The organism is Streptococcus plurextorum DSM 22810, assembly GCF_000423745.1.
GTDB lineage: Bacteria > Bacillota > Bacilli > Lactobacillales > Streptococcaceae > Streptococcus > Streptococcus plurextorum.
This window is the reverse complement of record NZ_AUIO01000011.1, coordinates 18456-34934: the sequence shown is the minus strand read 5'-3', so window position 1 is coordinate 34934 and position 16479 is coordinate 18456. Positions and strand designations below refer to the sequence as shown.

Below are 16479 nucleotides of genomic sequence, written 5' to 3'. Positions count from 1 at the left end.
CTTGCTTACTTGTCATCACCCTTAGATGAGTTAGGTTGATTAAAGTCCATTTTAGACATGCGGGCCTTTGCTTCCTCAACTGTTTCATTATCCTTTGTAAAAAATGCTCCGATAAATTTATCTGAGATTGTATTGAAACCTGAAACTGCTGCTTTTTCTGTTGCCTTATAGCCTCCCACAACCGTTTTTTCTATTGCCTTATGAGCACCTACAACTTTCTCTGCTATTTTTTCGTTTGCTTCTAAAAATGACATCAAGCAAACCTCCTTTCATTTGATGTATTTAGTTTACCCAAATAATGACTGTTAGAGAACGACAATTTTTAACAAAAGTGTCGGATTTATTTTCCTCTTCTTAATCCATCGAAAAAAGATCTGAGATGGACTCTCAAATCTTTTCTAGCTTATTCTACTTCCTCCTCGGTTTCAAGGCAGACAAACCGTGGGCCTTGACGGTTTGGAGAAGATAAGGCCAGGCATGTTGACTGACGGTGACAGATTTTCCCTTGGCCAAGCGTTTCATCTGGGCCTCGTAATAACTGACACCGATAATGGGACCAAGGGCCTTATCCAGTTTTGGAAGACCTGTTGTCAGGCGAGGCGTTGTCAGTTGCACATCACCGTCTTGACGGTAATCATTGACAAGACTTGGACGAAGAACAAAGGGTCTGGCAAGGCCAATCATGGACACACCATCCTTGATAGCCTCCTCCATCTGAGTGACTTTTCGGAAACCGCCTGTTGAAACAATGGGAACAGAAGTCAAATCTGCTAGAGCAAGGGCATAGGTGACAAATCCAGCACCATTCTCATATTCACTGCCAAAGACAGGTGTCTCATAATTGCCACCTGAAATCTCAATCAGGTCGATACCCAAGTCAGACATGGTTTTCACCACATGCTTACAATCTTCAAAACCAAAGCCCTCTTCCTTAAAATCAGAAGCATTCAATTTCAAGGCAATGGTAAAATCTGGTCCCACTTTGTCACGCAGACCTTGATAGACTTCCACCAAGAATCGCATGCGATTGTCCAGACTTCCGCCATAGATGTCCGTCCGCTGATTATCTGCTGGCGAGAGAAACTGATTGATCAAGTAACCATGTGCAGCGTGTAACTGTACACCTGTAAATCCTGCTGCTTTTGCCCGAAGGCCTGCTGCAATAAATTTATCTCTGGCTTCTTTGATGTCAAACACGGTCATTTCTCTCGGGGGACGAAAGGCCGAAGCTGAGCCAACAGAAATTGGAATGGCACTGGGTGCAATCGGAGTTTGATTGATTGACCGATACATCTGTTTGCCAGGGTGATTGAGATGGAGCCAGATAGGCACACCATTCTTTTTCCCAACGGCTGCCCATTTCCGAAATTGAGCCAGATGATCGTCTGAATCAAGGACTACATTACCTGGCTCACCAAGGTAGCGGCCGTCTACCATGACATTACCTGTCACTAGGACACCCATTCCCTGCTTCCCCAAAAATCGTATAAGGCGATCAGGTCATCTGAAGGAGCTCCCTGACTATCTGCCAGGGTTTCGCTCATGGCGGATTTGAAAAAGCGATTGTCTAAGACCTGACCATTGGGCAGTTGGAGGTTTTCTAGCAAAATCTTAGTCACGGTCGCTCTCCTTAAATACTTGAATTTTCTTATCAAGATAGACTAGTAAGGCTTGGCTCTTTGCCACATCAAAGCCTTTCAAGCTAACCTTAGCCAACCTTTTCTCCGCAAAATAACGACCTGATACTCCAGCCACCTCTGGTGACAGACTTAAGTAGTAACCTGTTTCAATCCCTTGGTCCAAATCCTTGGAAAATGGTTTCATCAGACTGGTGAGAATCCGACTTCTCAGGTTGCGTTTGACCCCATCATTGCCCAAATTTGTCGCAATCAAGCCAGGATGGTAGGCATTGACAGTCACAGATGAATCTTGCTTTTCTAAGGCCTCTGCCTGAGCAATGGCCAGCCAAATGGTGTATAGTTTGGCATTATTGTAAGCCATGGCTGCAGAATAGCTCTGCTCTAAACCAAAATCCAAGCCTCTGGTTTGTGCAAAATGGCGCATAAAAGAAGAGGTATGAATGACCCTGCCTCCTGCTTTTTCCAGCAAGGGCAGCAATTCCGTCGTCAAGATATACGGAACTTGGACAGACAGCATAAAGGTCATCTCAATATTTTCTGCCGTTGCCACGCGAGCATCACCAAAGTAAGCTCCTGCATTGTTTAACAAGACATCAATCTGCTCAAAATCGCGTTTAATCTCTTGGCTGAAACGATAGACATCTGCTAACTTGGAAAAGTCTGCAAGGTAGCCGTGAATCTTTTTATTTCCTGTTTTTAGTTGAATATCACTGAGGGCTACACGGAGCTTTTCGCTATTTCGTCCGTGCAAGATCACTTCATTGCCTTCACTAGCTAGTTTCATGGCTAGGTGTTTGCCGATTCCATCCGTCGATCCTGTGATTAAAATGGTTTTAGGCATTAGTTTCCTCCAAAAAGGCTAGTAAGGCTTTCGAAAAATCCTCTGCATTTTGGAAGATCGAGCCGTGACCTGCATTTGGATAGATGATCAGTTGGCTATTTTTGATCTTCTCATGCATGGTGTAAGAATTTTCTGTTGGAACTTGCATGTCCTTATCCCCATTGACGATCAGAGTTGGTTGGATGATAAAGGTCATATCATCTTGCCGCTCTCTTCCCCAGCGTTTGATAGCTTTCAGCTGAGTCAAAAATCCTGGAACATTCATGTCCTTGTCTGCATGAGCAGCACTTCTTTGCCCCATACGACCCAAGACTTTTTCTGCCTCCAAACGACCTGCTTCATCATGATTGTAGAAGATGTAGCGTTTTGGATCCACACGCTCCAAACCAGCCTTCAGCATGTAGCGGAAGGTTTTCCCAGTCACCTTATCAACTTCAAAACCACCACGAGGACCTGTACCTGCTAAAATCAAACGGTTAACCAGCTGACTATCCAGACGAACGATTTCTTGAGCAATGAAACCACCCATAGACAGACCCAGCAAATTGATTTTCTCATGACCCAAAGCCTTGATAATAGAAACAGCCTGCTCAGCCATTCCTGGAATAGTCGGAGCCACCTTGCCTTGACTAGCTCCTACGCCAGGAAGGTCTAGGACAATCACATGGTGCTTTTCAGCCAGCAAATCCAGCAATTTGGGATCCCAGTTGTCCAAGGTCGCAGCTAGGTGAACCAGCATGACCAAAGGAATGTCTGACTTGCCCTTGCTGAGCTCACGGTAGGCGATTTTATTGTTTGAAACGGTGATGTATTGGTTTTTAGTTGTAATATAAGACATTATTTCCCTTGTATATTCTATTGTTTTAGTTGAAACTGAGGACGGTTTTTCCGCGTGAACGACCGTTGGCAACCTTATCAAGTGCTGCGTTGACTTCTTCAAATGGATAAACTGTATCGATAGACGGTTTGATTTCGAGCTTGCTGAAAATGTCTGCTACTTCTTGCAGCTGGCGACCATTGCTCACTACGAAAATGAAATGGTAGTGAACACCGTATTTTTTAGCCATTTTGTCAAATGAACGACCAGCTAGGCCAAACAAGATTTGTTTCCATTTTGGCAAATTCATACGTTTGGCAAATTCACCATTTGGCATGGCACGAAGGGAAACCAGCTGTCCACCTTTTTTCATGATTGACATTTGTTTCTCTGTTTCTGCACCGCCAAGTGTGTCCAAGACATAGTCAACATTGCTAAGTGTTTTGGTGTAATCTTCTGTCTTGTAATCGATAAACTGGTCTGCACCCAATAACAACACCCGCTCTGCACTTGCCGCATCACCATTAGTAATGACGGTCAATCCCTTGGCTTTGGCAATCGGGATAGCCATACCGCCGACACCACCAGTTCCGCCTGAGATGAAGATGGTCTTGCCTGCCTCAGCACCCATGAGCTCGAGGGCCTGCATGATGGTCAAAGCTGTCAAAGGAACAGCAGCCGCTTCCTCATCTGTCAAGTAGGCAGGAACCTTGGCAAGGGCTGTAGCCTCAACCGCTACATACTCAGCAAAAGCACCGATACTATCAAATGGAAGACGACCGAAGACACGGTCACCTGCTGCAAATGTCGTCACGTTTGAACCTACTTCTTCAACCAAGCCAACCACTTCATTTCCAGCTGTTTGGGGCAATTTGTAAGGGACAATCAATTTCACATCTCCGCGTGAAATCATGTTATCCAATGGATTAACGCCTGCTGCGGTCACTTTGACAAGGACTTGGTTTGGTTTGATTTGAGGTTTAGCAATGTCAGTTAGGTTAAGGGTGATGTTGTTTTTGTTATAAGATATGTGTTGTGCTACTTTCATGTTGTTCTCTTTTCTATTCTTTGGTTTGTTCCTGTATCACTTACAGGTCTATGTTCAGTTTTATAAAATCTGACCGAGGTCAGATTCGGGTTTCTTGTGCGGATTGATAGAGATTATCAATCACATTATTCAAGGATTGACGACTGAGTTGATTTTCCAGTTCTTGTTCAACGCTGGAAAAGATGGGAACCATTGCACCTTCTATATGCTGCCCAACTGGACAAGTAAGATTGGCATTCTGGTGAATCTGAAATAGACGAATATGCTCCACTTCTTGTGTCGCAAGGTAGATTTCCAATAAGCTAATATCCTTAGGGGACTTGCTCAATTGGTAGCCTGATCGTCCTTGGTGCGAAGTGATTAAGCCTGCATTTTTCAAGAGTGCAATCACCTTGCGGATGTAGCTGGCATTGGTGCCAACGCTCTCAGCCAAGGCTTGCGAGCTAAGTATTTTCTTACTCTCACTGATCATGGTCAGTATATGAAGGGCTACTGAAAACTTTGTATCCATCTTGTCTCCTTTCTGTTCTTGTATCATTTACAAGAACAAGTTTACCATAAGCTAGACTTCTTGGCAAGTCTTTTGCTTGATTTTTTTTAACAAAGCATTCGACCAAGAAGTCGCTTATCTTACATGCGTTTGCCGTCTAGGACAAATGGCAAGGTTTTTTCTATATGATAGGCGTGGACTGCGGAGGCGTATTGCACCACTTCTGCATTCAACTGCGGAGCTAGGTTGACATAGAAGGCCTCTCTTGCCACCTGATCCGCAAAACCTAGGATGATGGAGGCATGAAGGTGGTCCTCTTTAGGATTGTCATGGGCAACATTTGGGGTATTCCAAGTCGCTTTATTCCAAGGAAGATAGACCTGTGTCCGTACTTCCGTTACTCCAGGGACTGTCACCAGTTGACTGGCGAGTCCATCTTGAACAAATGTTTTGAAGCTGTCGCTCTTCACACCATCTTTGCGACGGAAGTAAAGGACATCACGCAGTTGGGTTTGTGCCTGAGTACCAGTATGGTACCAGCGTGATGAATAAGGGAAGCCCATGTGCATCAAGGTCCGACGGAAAACATTGACCTCATCTTCAAAGGCAAGAGCAGTCTGACGGCGACCGCCTATTGGTGCCAATAACTTCTGATAGGTCACTTCCGCAATGCCATCAATCCGACGGTCTCCTGGAACAGTCGTCTCCAAGCCTGTCGCTTTCGGCCAAAAACTATGTTCTGTATCACTCAAATGTTGCTGGCGGTATTCAAGCAATCCCGGTGACGAGGCAATAATCTGCGAGCGAGGACCCGACCAATAATCCATTCCCTCTTGGCGTGGTTTATCTTCTCTCATCCATAGTAAAATAGAAACTGAAAATCGTTTTTCACATTCTTTAGTCATTAGAGTATCTCCTTTTTATTTATTGTTGTATCAATTATAAGAACAAGTTTGACATAAGAAAATCCACTTGGCAAGGATTTAGTTCAAAAAAATCACAACCGATTGGTTGTGACTAATTCTTCCGTATCTTGTCTTCTTGATAGGCCGCACGACCTCCACCGATTAGTTTTGGGCGGCTGGCAAGAGCGGTGACATGAGCCTGACCAATCTCACGCAGACTAGGTCTGATCGGAACTTGGACGTGCTTGATGTGCATGCCGATAGCTGTATCGCCAATGTCTATACCAGCCTGAGCGGTGATAAACTCGACTTCCACTGGGTCCTTCATATACTTGAAGGCCGCCAACTGACCTGAACCACCTGCATGAAGGGTGGGTAAGACATTGACTATTTCCAAGTCCTTCTGGATTGCCAATTCCCGCTCCACCACCAAGGCACGATTGAGGTGTTCGCAGCCTTGAACAGCTAGATAAATCCCCTTGGGAGTCAAAATATCCAAAATGGTTTCAACAATCACTTCACCGACTTCTAGACTGGAATTTTTACCGATATGCCCACCAATGACCTCACTAGAAGACAAACCTAGAACAAATATCTGCCCCTTTTGAATAGCAGAGCGCTCAATGATATCTCGCATAAGGTCTCTGGTTTGGTTTGCTAACAGTTGTAATTCCATATCAACGCTCCTTGACTTTTGATAATCCTATGTAGAGAAAATAAGCTCCTACAATACCAACAACATTCTGCATAATGTTTGTCACAAGATCCGCACTAGCAGCAACCACACCATACATAAGGCTTGATGCCAGAAAATAAATCCCAACCATCAGCACAGTAGCCGCAACTAAACCAACTATCCTTTTTTTCCCAGAAAAACCAGCAAAATACCCCTGAATGCCGTGCGCTAAAAGGCTGATAAACATCCATTGAGGATAGCCTGCTAACAAATCAAATAGAAAGGCAGATAAACCACCAACAATAGCCCCTTCTGTCCTACCCAAGTAAAAGGCAGTAAAAAAGATCCCAACATCCAACAAGGTTGTCACTCCATTACCTGTAGGCAGTTTAAAGTAAGAACCTAGTACCAAAGTCAGCCCCGTCAAAAGGGACAAAAGCGTCAGTTTCCTAGTTGTTTCTCGTCTCAAATTGAATCACTCCATAATCATCTGATTGTTGAATGGCTTGGAAAACAAAAGACTTCGCTGTAGCAACAGCCTGTTTTGGACTTTCTCCAGCCACTAGCCGACTGATAATGCTTGACGCAAAAGTACAGCCAGCACCGATATTATTCCCCTTAAGAACCGGGTTCTCTAGAACCACAAACTCCTTACCGTCATAAAAAAGATCTAAGGCACGCGCACTGTCTAGACGATTACCGCCTTTTATCACCACATGCTTAGCCCCCAAATCAAAGAGTGTTTGTGCAGCAATTTTCATGTCATCAAGACTTTGAATCTTCCTTTGAGACAATAGCTCTGCTTCAACCAGATTTGGAGTGATGAGAGTGACATGGGGGAAAAAGTTTAATAACTGCTCTCGCAGGGCAGATACCTCAACATCATGACTTTCTTTACAGACCAAGACAGGGTCCAAAACGATTGGAATGTCTGGATGAGCTTTGACAAAATCAAGTGCCTGCTCAGCAATGGCCACATTTGGTAAGAGCCCAAGTTTGATACCAGAAAAAGGCACCTTCTCCAAACTTGTGAGCTGATGACGAAAGAGATGATTATCTGTTGCAAAAACTTCAAAGCCATTGTCCGTTACAGCAGCTAGACAAGTCACCGCCACAAACCCATGAAAACCATTCACAGCATAAGTTGTCAAATCTGCATGTAGACCTCCGCCACTGAAAATATCGTTACCAGATAGGGCTAAAATATACTTACTCTTCATAGATAATCTCCTTGAGGTATAGACCATTACCAGCAGCAGTTGGACCAGCTAGATTGCGGTCCTTTGAGGCTAGTATGGTCTTAATCTGACTTATGGGCATTCGACCATTTCCAATCTTCAAAAGAGTCCCAACCATATTTCGAACCTGCTTGTAAAGAAAGCCATTGCCAGAAAAGGTAAAGACTAAAAAACCAGTCTTAACATCTCTTTCAACGCTTGCTTTGGTAATGGTTCTTACTTTATTACTCACGCTCGTTCCTGTTGCTGTAAAGCCCGTAAAATCATGAGTGCCAACCAAATCTTTGATAGCCTCTTGCATATCAGCTACATTGACAGCATAGGGATAGTGAGTCGCATAGTTTCGCATCATGGGATTTTTAGGACGACCCGTATCTACTAAAAATTCATAAGTTTTGCTATGTTTGGCGTAACGACAATGAAAATCATCAGCCACCTCTTCGATAGAAACGATATCAATATCCTCTGGGCACTGCGTATCCAAACCAAAGCGCAGTTTCTCCACATCACGCCTCTGTGGCAAATCAAAGTGAATCACCTGACCATACGCATGCACACCAGCATCCGTTCGTCCAGCTCCGTGAATCGTCACTGCTTGGCCACTGTTTAACTTTAGCAGTGTCTTTTCAATCTCTTCTTGGACGCTACGCGCATGGGGCTGACGCTGAAAACCCGAAAACTGTGTTCCATCATAGGAAATAATCGCCTTATATCTTGTCATGTTCTGATTGTAGCACAGCCCTCATCAGACGACAAGTTTAAAATCAACAAACTGTGCTATCACAGTTTTAAGCTTCTTACTCCGCTTTGCAAACCTTTCTATAAAAAGAATGACTAGGATTAACGACTCGATCCTAGTTGTTTTAAGACTTCCATTAGCACTTTTGCTGAAAAAGGTGTATAATAACAGTGACATTAATTAGAATATTTCTATTTAAAGAAAGGAGAACTATGGAACTCCATTCCCATCTCACTAGAGAACACCAAACCAGTTATGACCATGTGATTACCCATTTAAAAGAAATCGGCGTCCGGATTACAGAGACTCGAAAAGCAGTCGTCGCCTATATCATCGAAAGCGACCAGCATCCTAGTGCTGAGATGATCTACAAGGATTTATTACCAAACTATCCTAATATGAGTTTAGCCACGGTATATAATAACCTCAAACTGCTCTTAGAAGAAGGGTTTGTGACCGAGCTCAAGCGTACCAACGATCCAACGACCTACTATGACTTCATGGGCCACGAGCACCTTAATGTCATCTGTGAAAAGTGCGGGAAAATCACTGACTTCATGGACGTGGAAATTCCTAGCCTCAAACGCGAAGCCCATGAGCAAACAGGTTACAAAATTACCAAGGAAGTCTTGTCCGTTTATGGTATTTGCCCAGATTGTCAGAAAAACATGTGAAAATGACCCTAGGGGTCTTTTTTATTTAAAATGATTCTAAATTGTTGACTTTTTATTTATAACTGTTATAATTAACTCAAGTTAAATAATAATGATTATAAATAAGGATACAACTATGACTCTTATAACCAAACTAAAACAACACCTTCACATCCTGACAACCAGCCTGTGCTTGCTCTTCATTCTAATAGGGATTTTCTTGCTCCAGGCAGGCAATTCAGGCTCGGCTCCTGTCTTCTTCATTCTGGCCTTTGTCATCGGTGGCTACCAGTCTGCCAAGGAAGGTATTTCTGAACTGATTTTCGATAAGCACCTGTCGGTCGACCTCCTCATGATTTTGGCTGCTATCGGCTCTGGTCTGATCGGCTACTGGATGGAGGGGGCCCTGCTCATCTTCATCTTCTCCCTTTCTTCTACTTTGGAAGAATTGGCTATGGAAAAGAGCAAGAATGCTATCGCCGCTTTGATGAACATGACACCTCCAACAGCTCGTAAAATCGAGGAAAATGGTGACATCACCGTTTTGGATACGGCCGACATTCGCATCGGTGACCTCCTACAAGTTCGCAAGGGTGACACTGTGCCACTGGATGCGACTCTCATCAGTGGACAATCGATTTTCGATGAATCTATGATTACAGGCGAGCCACTTCCTGCGGAAAAAGCAGCTGGTGCGACTGTTATCGGCGGTACTATCAACCAAGGACCAACTGTCACCGTTCAAGTTACAGCTGAAAAAGGCGATGCCCTCTTCGATAAAATCGTTCAAATGGTCGAAAATGCCCAAGAATCCAAATCAAAAACGGCGACTTTCATTGAAAACATGGAAGATACCTATGTCAAGGTTGTCTTGGTGGTGGTGCCGCTCTTTATCCTCTTTGCTCATTTTGCTATGGGTTGGGACTGGTTGACGGCCTTCTACCGTGGCATGATTCTCTTGACCATTGCTTCTCCATGTGCACTTGTAGCATCTTCTTCACCGGCGACACTTTCTGCCATCAGCCGTGCGGCACGCAAGGGCATGATTATCAAGGGAGGCGATATTGCGGACAAGATCGCCAATTTAGAGGCAATCGTCTTTGACAAGACCGGTACCCTGACCATTGGCAAACCTGAGGTTGTAGGAGCAACCTATCTTGGCGATGAAAAACTTATCAAGCAGGTTGTTCAGGCAGTTGAAAAACAATCTAGCCATCCGATCGCTCAAGCTCTTATGACCTATACGACTGACAGCTCTGCTATTGCCCTCCAAAGCCTAGAAGACGTGACCGGAAAAGGCTTGGTGGCGGGCTATGAGGGCGACAGCTGGAAAATCGGTAAGGCGGGCTTTGTGGTGGATCGTTTGGTGAGTCCCTTGTCTGCTGACTTGCTGGCACAGATCGATGAGGCGGAAAGCACTGGGAAAACCCTGGTCTATGTCAGCCAAAATGATCTGCTGGCGGCAATCTTCATGGTGGAAGATAGTTTGAAGCCAGAGAGCAAGCAGCTGATTGCTCAGTTGAAAGAGATGGGCGTGACGCCAATTCTCCTGACGGGCGACCAAGAAAAGACCGCTCGTTATGTGGCGAGTCAGGTCGGTATTGACCGTGTGATTGCCAACTGTCTGCCGACGGACAAGGCTGCTGTTATCCAAGAACTGCAAACCGAGTTTGCGTCTGTCGGTATGGTAGGCGACGGTATCAACGATGCTCCTGCCCTGGCCCAAGCCAATGTCAGCTATGCCATGGGAAGCGGAACGGATATCGCTATGGAGTCAGCCGATATCGTGCTCATGGAAGACCTGACCCAGATTCCCTACTCCATCCGCCTCTCTAAGAAAATGCGGGGCATCATCAAGCAAAATATCATCTTTGCCCTGTCTGTCATTGTCCTTCTTATCATTTCTAACCTCTTCCAGTCTATCAACCTGCCACTCGGAGTAGTCGGACACGAAGGATCTACTATTTTGGTGATTTTGAATGGGTTGAGACTCTTGTATTTTAAATAGCTTCAAACCGCCAGCTGCTTGGCGGTTTTACTTTTATTTTTTTTAAAAAACGCTTGCATTTTAAAAATTATTGTTTTATAATAATTTTACAGATAATATTATCATAAAACAATAATAATTGGAGGTTTACTATGAAAACCAATCTACTCAAAACAGCAGGATTGGTTGCTGGCTGTGTTCGCTTTTTCTTCTATTTCACGATTGCTTGCTATGTCTTTTTCACATTAGCAGGCCTTGGAGGCGACTCCTTTGCGATAGACTCTTGGGAATACACCTTTAACAAACCCATTGACCAGATTGGTATCTGGCTCATCCTTTTAACAAGTGGATTGATCTTAATCGTCTTGACAGCACTCAGTCACATTGCCCACTTGCTTCAAAAGTTATGCAAGTTATTTCTGGAAGAAGATTACTTCGTTTCAGCTAGTTTGGAACTGTATCAAAAACTCTTCATCAGTTTGTTGGTCTTGACGGCTGGTCAATTCGGCCTAACCAGCTTGATTGCCCTGACAAATGCTACCGGCCCAAACAACTTCCTCAATCTGCGTTGGTCAGATTTTATCCTCAATGCTCTCTTTATCTTCCTGACTTATTTTGTCTGGACCTTAGTCCAAAAAGGACAACAACTAGCAACCGAGAATAGCGAGTTTATCTGATATGGAAATGATTCGCGTAAACTTAGACAAGGTCCTCAAGGACCGACAAATGACTTCCAAGGACCTGGCAGAGCAAGTCGGCATTACCGAGGCCAACCTGTCTATTCTCAAAACAGGCAAGGCCAAAGGCATTCGTTTTAATACCCTGATGAGCATCTGCCGAATCCTAGACTGCCAACCAGGAGATATTTTGGAATATGTGAATGAGGGAGAATAGCATGAACAAAAAGATATTTTTCAACATCGTCATACAATTGCTAACGTTTATTCGTTATGGATTGATTGCCTTAACAGGATTGATAATTCTGGCACTTCTTATTCTACTTATAGGCGGGAAACCTATTCAAAATAGCCTACAACTAACTGTCCCCTTGCCTATCATTTTTATCATTCTAATCATAAGTATCGTATTGGTAGTTTGCTTCATCTACCTAGCTACCATACTCAAAAAATTGATCACCAACTTTCAGAAAGGTACTATTTTCTCAAATGAAAATGTAGTCTATACAAAAATAATTTTAGGAACTCTGATTGTATGGACTAGCATACAATTTGCAAGTGCTTTTTTCCTATCTTACCTAGATTTAGAGAATGTAAGTGATTTATATGATTTTTCACTTAGTGACTATTTCATAAATGGTGTGCTGATTATTATTGCATTACTAGCAAAAATGGTATTGGAAAAAGGTGTCCTTTTACAAGCTGAAAATGATGAAATTATCTAAAGGAGCCCATGATGAAAAAGTATATTCCCCTTATTGCACTCTGCATGATGATACCTTGCCTAAGTGCTTGTCACTCTGTCACTTCAGAAGTTAATAAAGAAATGCAAAACGAGCTAACAGCAGCTTCCATTGAAACAGAAAAAGCTCTAAAAACAGATGAAAGTCTGGCTAAGATTGAGAGCTTTCAGCAAATTGTTGAAATCACAGCATCCAAAGGAGAGTTCTCTCTTGAGTCTCTTTTCTCTGGCAAGGTCTATTTAATGGTAACAAAAGAAAATCTCGAGAAACTCTCAAAAGAAGAGTTTACTCTGAATGAAAAGAGCTTCTCACCTATCGATGCTGGTAGTAGCAGTGATTTTAATATCCGCTACAAAAATCAAACCTACTTCACTGTTCAAAGCCTATCCGTGCAAGATATGGAAGATTTTGAATACACCAAATCCTCTTCCACTTCCGCTATTCTTGTGTTCTATCCAAACTAGCAAAAATTCCTCGATTCAAAAGAACCGAGGAATTTTTTTAATAAGTCGCCAGGCGTTTTTCCAGCTTGAGCTGACCCAAGGCGTAGAGGGTACAGATGCCCCAGTAAATCAAGGCTACGCAGATATAAACTGTCATGTAGTCTGACTTGGCTCCGCCGACAATCTTGGCCTTGTTGAAAATCTCTGGTACCGTAATCATAGCGGTCAAAGACGTGCTCTTGACCATATCCAAGAGAACATTGCTCAGCGGAGGAAGGGCAATCCGAAAGGCTTGGGGAATGATAATCCGACGGTAGATCACCGGTGTTTTCAGTCCCAAAGACCGTGCCGCCTCCCACTGCCCTCTGTCAATAGCAGATAGGGAGGAGCGAATGATTTCGGAAATGTAAGCACTGGACATGGAAGTAAAGGCAATAATTGAAGCCGTAATGGCATCCAGCTCAATTCCCATAAAAGGAAGTCCAAAATAGATGAAAAAGAGCAAGACCATGAGCGGAATCCCCCGCATGAGTGAAATGTGGGTCATGGCCAACCAGCGAAGTGGAGCCAGTTTGGACATTCGCATCAAGGCCACAAAGAAACCACAAAAGGTCCCCAAGGCAAAGCCAATCAAGGACAGGGCCAGGGTATAGGGCAAGCCTTCCAAAATTTTCGGTATGGCCTCTCTTGCTATTTCCGCATTAAAAACAGCCTGCCAGTTGATATTCATCCTATTCTCCTTATTACTACAGGAAAAGCCCGTTAGGGCTTTTCTTTATTCTACATCCGATGTGTCAATCACTGGAAGATCTTCTGCTCCCTCGATTGGCTGCGTCAAATCTTGACCGCCATAGTATTTCTCTGAAATGGCAAGAAGCGTTCCGTCTTCTTTCATTTCATTGATAACTTGGTCCAATTTCTCTTTCAAGCTCGTATCAGCCTTGCTCATGACAATTCCTTGTTCAGTTGGGTTGTACTTAGCGTCACCCATTTTTACTTTGATATCAGGGAAGTTTGATTTCACCCAAGCAATCGCCATAACTTGTGTATAGTAGTCATTCGGAATGAAGTCTGTACGACCTGTCGATACGTCACGGAGGTAAACATCATTTGTAACGTTGTCGTAAATGACTGGCTCAGCACCCAATTTTGTAGCAATCTTCATGTACTGAGTACCTGCACCACCACCAGCTTTCTTACCTTCCCAGTCGCTGAGGTCTGCTGCTTCTAAGCCAGACGAGCCGTCTTCACGGACAATGTAACCACCAACTGAGTACTTGTAAGGAATTGAGAAGTTGTATTTTTTCAAACGCTCTGCTGTTGTGTCAAAGTTATTTACAGCAACATCTACCTTACCGCTATCTACTGCTGTAAATGCTTCTGCAACGCCGATTTCTTGGTATTCAATTTCCAAATCCAAACGCTTCCCAATCTCGTTCATCATCTCGATTTCATAACCGACCAATTCATTGTTGTCGTTATAGTAAGAAGTTGGGAAAAGGGTTCCCGGTGTCGCTACTTTCAAGACACCCGCCGCTTCAATACGCTCCCACTCTGTCTGCTCAGCAGAAGAAGAGCTCGTACTTGAGCTATTTGAACAGGCTGCTAATAGCATGGTAAAAAGCAAAATAATGGATGTTACAATCTTTTTCAACGTATTTTTCTCCTATTCTTGTTGGTTTTCACAAACTAACAAGAATACTTTACCATAGGAGGGTCATACTATTATCTGTCCGTATATTGTCAATTTTCATCAAGTATCAATCGTTGCTATATAGCTAAATTCACTGTTAAATATTTGTCATCAATAATCATCAATTTGACTAAATGGCAATCATTTTGGCAATCAAAAATATAAGTCTTGTCGGTATATAAAAGAAATGTCACATATGCTAGAACACTCCCTACAGTCTGATTCTGTTGGGAGTGTATTTTATTATTCAGCACTAGAAACTGTTAAGTCTCCACCTGTTGTAGCTACGTTACTAACTTTAACAGTAAAAGTCACGCTACTCGAAGATTTTATTTTATTTGCAATACTTTCAGAAGCATATAACATTAGGTCATCTTCTTTTCCACTATCTTGGTTAAATGCCTTTACGTAAATCAAATACTTTGTATTATCTGCATTCATTCCCCAGAGGTCTTGCCAAATTGGTTGTGCAGTAAATTTATAGATTTCTCCATCTTTTAGTCCTCCAAAATTTGCTTTAGTGAGCAAATCATCTGGAGAAATTGAGATTTCAGTTGTAGTGCTAGAATTAGTTGTTGTAGAGCTAGTAGACGTTTGTGTACTAGCTTCCGTTACTTTTTTTCAGATGATTGGTACTCCTTGTAATCTTCATCTGTAAAGAATGAGACATTCCAACCACTCGGAGAATAGTTGTCACCAAAAGCTAGTATATCACCTTCTTCAATTGTAATACGATATGGTTTACCAATTTCCCTTATAAAACTCTCATTAAATTTAGTTTCGCCTTTTGAATCCTTAACATAAACACTAACGTATGCATTTTTCTCTGTATCACTTGACGAATGTTCCAAATCAGTCAAAACTATGTAATATGACCCAGGTTTAATATCTGTGCCTTCTTTATATTGACCTGGAGCAAAAAATGAGACAGTCTCAGCCTGTACTTTCTCTTCTGATGATGATTGAGTTGTTTCAACTGTTTCAGAACTTGCAGTTGTTTTTTCACTAGATTTACTGCCACAGCCAACTAAAATAGTAAGTAGTGCAGTTGAAAGCAGTGTAATTTTTGTTAACTTTTTCATTATGTTTCTCCTCGTAAAAATATTTAATAATATCACTTTTATTTTTGTACTGTTGCTATCTTTATTCTTAATAATTTTAAATATAGTTTCATCATTTTTCTCCACTTTACAAGAAGAACGAATTTACATTGTAGAATAATACATATCTGTTTTTGACAATTGAACGCACATATAGATTCAAAACGATTCTTAATTTTTATTCTTTAGGCTAATAATGTTTCTCTATAAAATACATTATAACAGAAATATTCTGTTTTTAGAACGTTATTGTTAAATAGTTCTAAAAATATAGGTTTGTCTCTTTTCTGATAAGTGTTATCCTTTGACATAAAGAGGAATAATAAATGGATAGTAATAACACCTTATCTCAGTTTGTCGTTGAAAGAATTAGATTTTTGAGAAAAGAAAAAGGCTTAACTCAAGAAGCATTGTCAGAAATAGCAAGTCTTGATATTAAATATGTGAATAAATTAGAGAACTACAGGCATACAGCTCGCTTAGAAACACTAGAACAACTTCTAATAGCTTTAGGAGTAACTTATAGTGAGTTTTTTAAGTTTGACATTCAAGCCAACTCTAACTTAATTGATGAGTTACTTGTAGCTCTATCAAATCTCCCCAAAGACAAACAAGAGAAAAAGATTCAAGCGATTATTGATTTACTTAAAGAATAGAAAATACCACTTGATTTTTTAACAAGTGGTATTTTTGATAATAGTTGTGCCTTGCAACCTACAAAAATTATTGAAGTATATGGGGCTTGTATTAATGGAACGTTGAGACATAATTACCTAGTATATATACTGA

General features: G+C 42.2%; 23 protein-coding genes. 7 read left to right on the top strand and 16 right to left on the bottom strand.

Going from position 1 to position 16479, the window contains the following annotated elements:
* Nucleotides 1–5: 5 nt before the first annotated feature.
* The 12 genes from G575_RS0108225 to truA all read right to left on the bottom strand — a co-directional run bounded on the left by G575_RS0108225 (nucleotide 6) and on the right by truA (nucleotide 8376).
* The gene (locus G575_RS0108225; RefSeq protein ID WP_027972304.1) at nucleotides 6–254 is read right to left on the bottom strand and encodes a hypothetical protein; all 249 of its coding nucleotides are present in this window, start codon (nucleotides 252–254) and stop codon (nucleotides 6–8) included.
* A gap of 154 nt (nucleotides 255–408) precedes the next feature.
* On the bottom strand, nucleotides 409–1464 hold the full coding sequence (locus tag G575_RS11360) for an oxidoreductase (protein ID WP_245562402.1): 1056 nt from the start codon (nucleotides 1462–1464) through the stop codon (nucleotides 409–411).
* A complete protein-coding gene (locus tag G575_RS12460) occupies nucleotides 1452–1619 on the bottom strand; it encodes a hypothetical protein (protein ID WP_245562400.1) in 168 nt (55 codons plus the stop codon). Before G575_RS12460 ends, G575_RS11360 begins: the two co-directional genes overlap by 13 nt.
* Nucleotides 1612–2481 carry an SDR family NAD(P)-dependent oxidoreductase gene (locus G575_RS0108215; RefSeq protein WP_027972303.1) on the bottom strand — a complete coding sequence of 290 codons (870 nt, stop codon included), beginning with the start codon at nucleotides 2479–2481 and terminating at the stop codon, nucleotides 1612–1614. The genes G575_RS12460 and G575_RS0108215 overlap by 8 nt, the downstream gene beginning before the upstream one ends.
* Complete coding sequence (locus G575_RS0108210; RefSeq protein ID WP_027972302.1) at nucleotides 2474–3319, bottom strand: alpha/beta fold hydrolase; 846 nt, start codon at nucleotides 3317–3319, stop codon at nucleotides 2474–2476. Before G575_RS0108210 ends, G575_RS0108215 begins: the two co-directional genes overlap by 8 nt.
* A 25-nt stretch (nucleotides 3320–3344) precedes the next feature.
* Nucleotides 3345–4346 carry an NADP-dependent oxidoreductase gene (locus G575_RS0108205; RefSeq protein ID WP_027972301.1) on the bottom strand — a complete coding sequence of 334 codons (1002 nt, stop codon included), beginning with the start codon at nucleotides 4344–4346 and terminating at the stop codon, nucleotides 3345–3347.
* 79 nt (nucleotides 4347–4425) lie between these two features.
* Complete coding sequence (locus G575_RS0108200; RefSeq protein ID WP_027972300.1) at nucleotides 4426–4857, bottom strand: Rrf2 family transcriptional regulator; 432 nt, start codon at nucleotides 4855–4857, stop codon at nucleotides 4426–4428.
* A gap of 119 nt (nucleotides 4858–4976) precedes the next feature.
* The gene (locus G575_RS11355) at nucleotides 4977–5741 is read right to left on the bottom strand and encodes a hypothetical protein (RefSeq protein WP_027972299.1); all 765 of its coding nucleotides are present in this window, start codon (nucleotides 5739–5741) and stop codon (nucleotides 4977–4979) included.
* A gap of 112 nt (nucleotides 5742–5853) precedes the next feature.
* The gene (locus G575_RS0108190) at nucleotides 5854–6417 is read right to left on the bottom strand and encodes a TIGR01440 family protein (protein ID WP_027972298.1); all 564 of its coding nucleotides are present in this window, start codon (nucleotides 6415–6417) and stop codon (nucleotides 5854–5856) included.
* Between the two features lies 1 nt (nucleotide 6418).
* Entirely contained in the window at nucleotides 6419–6886 is a 468-nt protein-coding gene (locus tag G575_RS0108185) for an ECF transporter S component (protein ID WP_027972297.1), read from the bottom strand.
* Entirely contained in the window at nucleotides 6867–7637 is a 771-nt protein-coding gene (locus G575_RS0108180) for a bifunctional hydroxymethylpyrimidine kinase/phosphomethylpyrimidine kinase (protein WP_027972296.1), read from the bottom strand. Before G575_RS0108180 ends, G575_RS0108185 begins: the two co-directional genes overlap by 20 nt.
* Complete coding sequence (truA, locus tag G575_RS0108175; protein ID WP_027972295.1) at nucleotides 7627–8376, bottom strand: tRNA pseudouridine(38-40) synthase TruA; 750 nt, start codon at nucleotides 8374–8376, stop codon at nucleotides 7627–7629. Before truA ends, G575_RS0108180 begins: the two co-directional genes overlap by 11 nt.
* A gap of 230 nt (nucleotides 8377–8606) precedes the next feature.
* On the opposite strand from truA, the gene G575_RS0108170 reads away from it, so the two are divergent.
* From G575_RS0108170 to G575_RS0108145, 6 genes are all read left to right on the top strand, one after another.
* Entirely contained in the window at nucleotides 8607–9068 is a 462-nt protein-coding gene (locus G575_RS0108170; RefSeq protein ID WP_027972294.1) for a Fur family transcriptional regulator, read from the top strand.
* A 115-nt stretch (nucleotides 9069–9183) separates the two neighbouring features.
* Complete coding sequence (locus tag G575_RS0108165) at nucleotides 9184–11055, top strand: heavy metal translocating P-type ATPase (RefSeq protein WP_027972293.1); 1872 nt, start codon at nucleotides 9184–9186, stop codon at nucleotides 11053–11055.
* 131 nt (nucleotides 11056–11186) lie between these two features.
* Nucleotides 11187–11711, top strand: a complete 525-nt coding sequence (locus tag G575_RS0108160) for a hypothetical protein (RefSeq protein WP_027972292.1) — start codon at nucleotides 11187–11189, stop codon at nucleotides 11709–11711.
* A gap of 1 nt (nucleotide 11712) precedes the next feature.
* Nucleotides 11713–11928: a helix-turn-helix domain-containing protein gene (locus G575_RS0108155; protein WP_024397039.1), complete on the top strand. Its 216-nt coding sequence runs from the start codon at nucleotides 11713–11715 to the stop codon at nucleotides 11926–11928.
* Between the two features lies 1 nt (nucleotide 11929).
* The gene (locus G575_RS0108150) at nucleotides 11930–12436 is read left to right on the top strand and encodes a DUF2975 domain-containing protein (protein ID WP_027972291.1); all 507 of its coding nucleotides are present in this window, start codon (nucleotides 11930–11932) and stop codon (nucleotides 12434–12436) included.
* A gap of 11 nt (nucleotides 12437–12447) precedes the next feature.
* Nucleotides 12448–12918 carry a hypothetical protein gene (locus G575_RS0108145; RefSeq protein WP_027972290.1) on the top strand — a complete coding sequence of 157 codons (471 nt, stop codon included), beginning with the start codon at nucleotides 12448–12450 and terminating at the stop codon, nucleotides 12916–12918.
* A gap of 37 nt (nucleotides 12919–12955) precedes the next feature.
* Here G575_RS0108145 and G575_RS0108140 read toward each other — a convergent pair whose 3' ends face one another.
* The 4 genes from G575_RS0108140 to G575_RS11690 all read right to left on the bottom strand — a co-directional run bounded on the left by G575_RS0108140 (nucleotide 12956) and on the right by G575_RS11690 (nucleotide 15672).
* Nucleotides 12956–13627: an amino acid ABC transporter permease gene (locus tag G575_RS0108140; protein WP_027972289.1), complete on the bottom strand. Its 672-nt coding sequence runs from the start codon at nucleotides 13625–13627 to the stop codon at nucleotides 12956–12958.
* 45 nt (nucleotides 13628–13672) lie between these two features.
* Nucleotides 13673–14512 (bottom strand): transporter substrate-binding domain-containing protein, encoded by an 840-nt coding sequence (locus tag G575_RS0108135; protein WP_051177012.1) that lies wholly within the window; start codon nucleotides 14510–14512, stop codon nucleotides 13673–13675.
* A 321-nt stretch (nucleotides 14513–14833) separates the two neighbouring features.
* The gene (locus G575_RS11695) at nucleotides 14834–15118 is read right to left on the bottom strand and encodes a hypothetical protein (RefSeq protein WP_024406441.1); all 285 of its coding nucleotides are present in this window, start codon (nucleotides 15116–15118) and stop codon (nucleotides 14834–14836) included.
* Nucleotides 15119–15201: 83 nt separating this feature from the next.
* Nucleotides 15202–15672: a hypothetical protein gene (locus G575_RS11690; RefSeq protein WP_027972287.1), complete on the bottom strand. Its 471-nt coding sequence runs from the start codon at nucleotides 15670–15672 to the stop codon at nucleotides 15202–15204.
* Nucleotides 15673–16016: 344 nt separating this feature from the next.
* Here G575_RS11690 and G575_RS0108120 point away from each other — a divergent pair, with 344 nt between their 5' ends.
* The gene (locus tag G575_RS0108120; protein ID WP_027972286.1) at nucleotides 16017–16346 is read left to right on the top strand and encodes a helix-turn-helix domain-containing protein; all 330 of its coding nucleotides are present in this window, start codon (nucleotides 16017–16019) and stop codon (nucleotides 16344–16346) included.
* Nucleotides 16347–16479 lie beyond the last annotated feature (133 nt).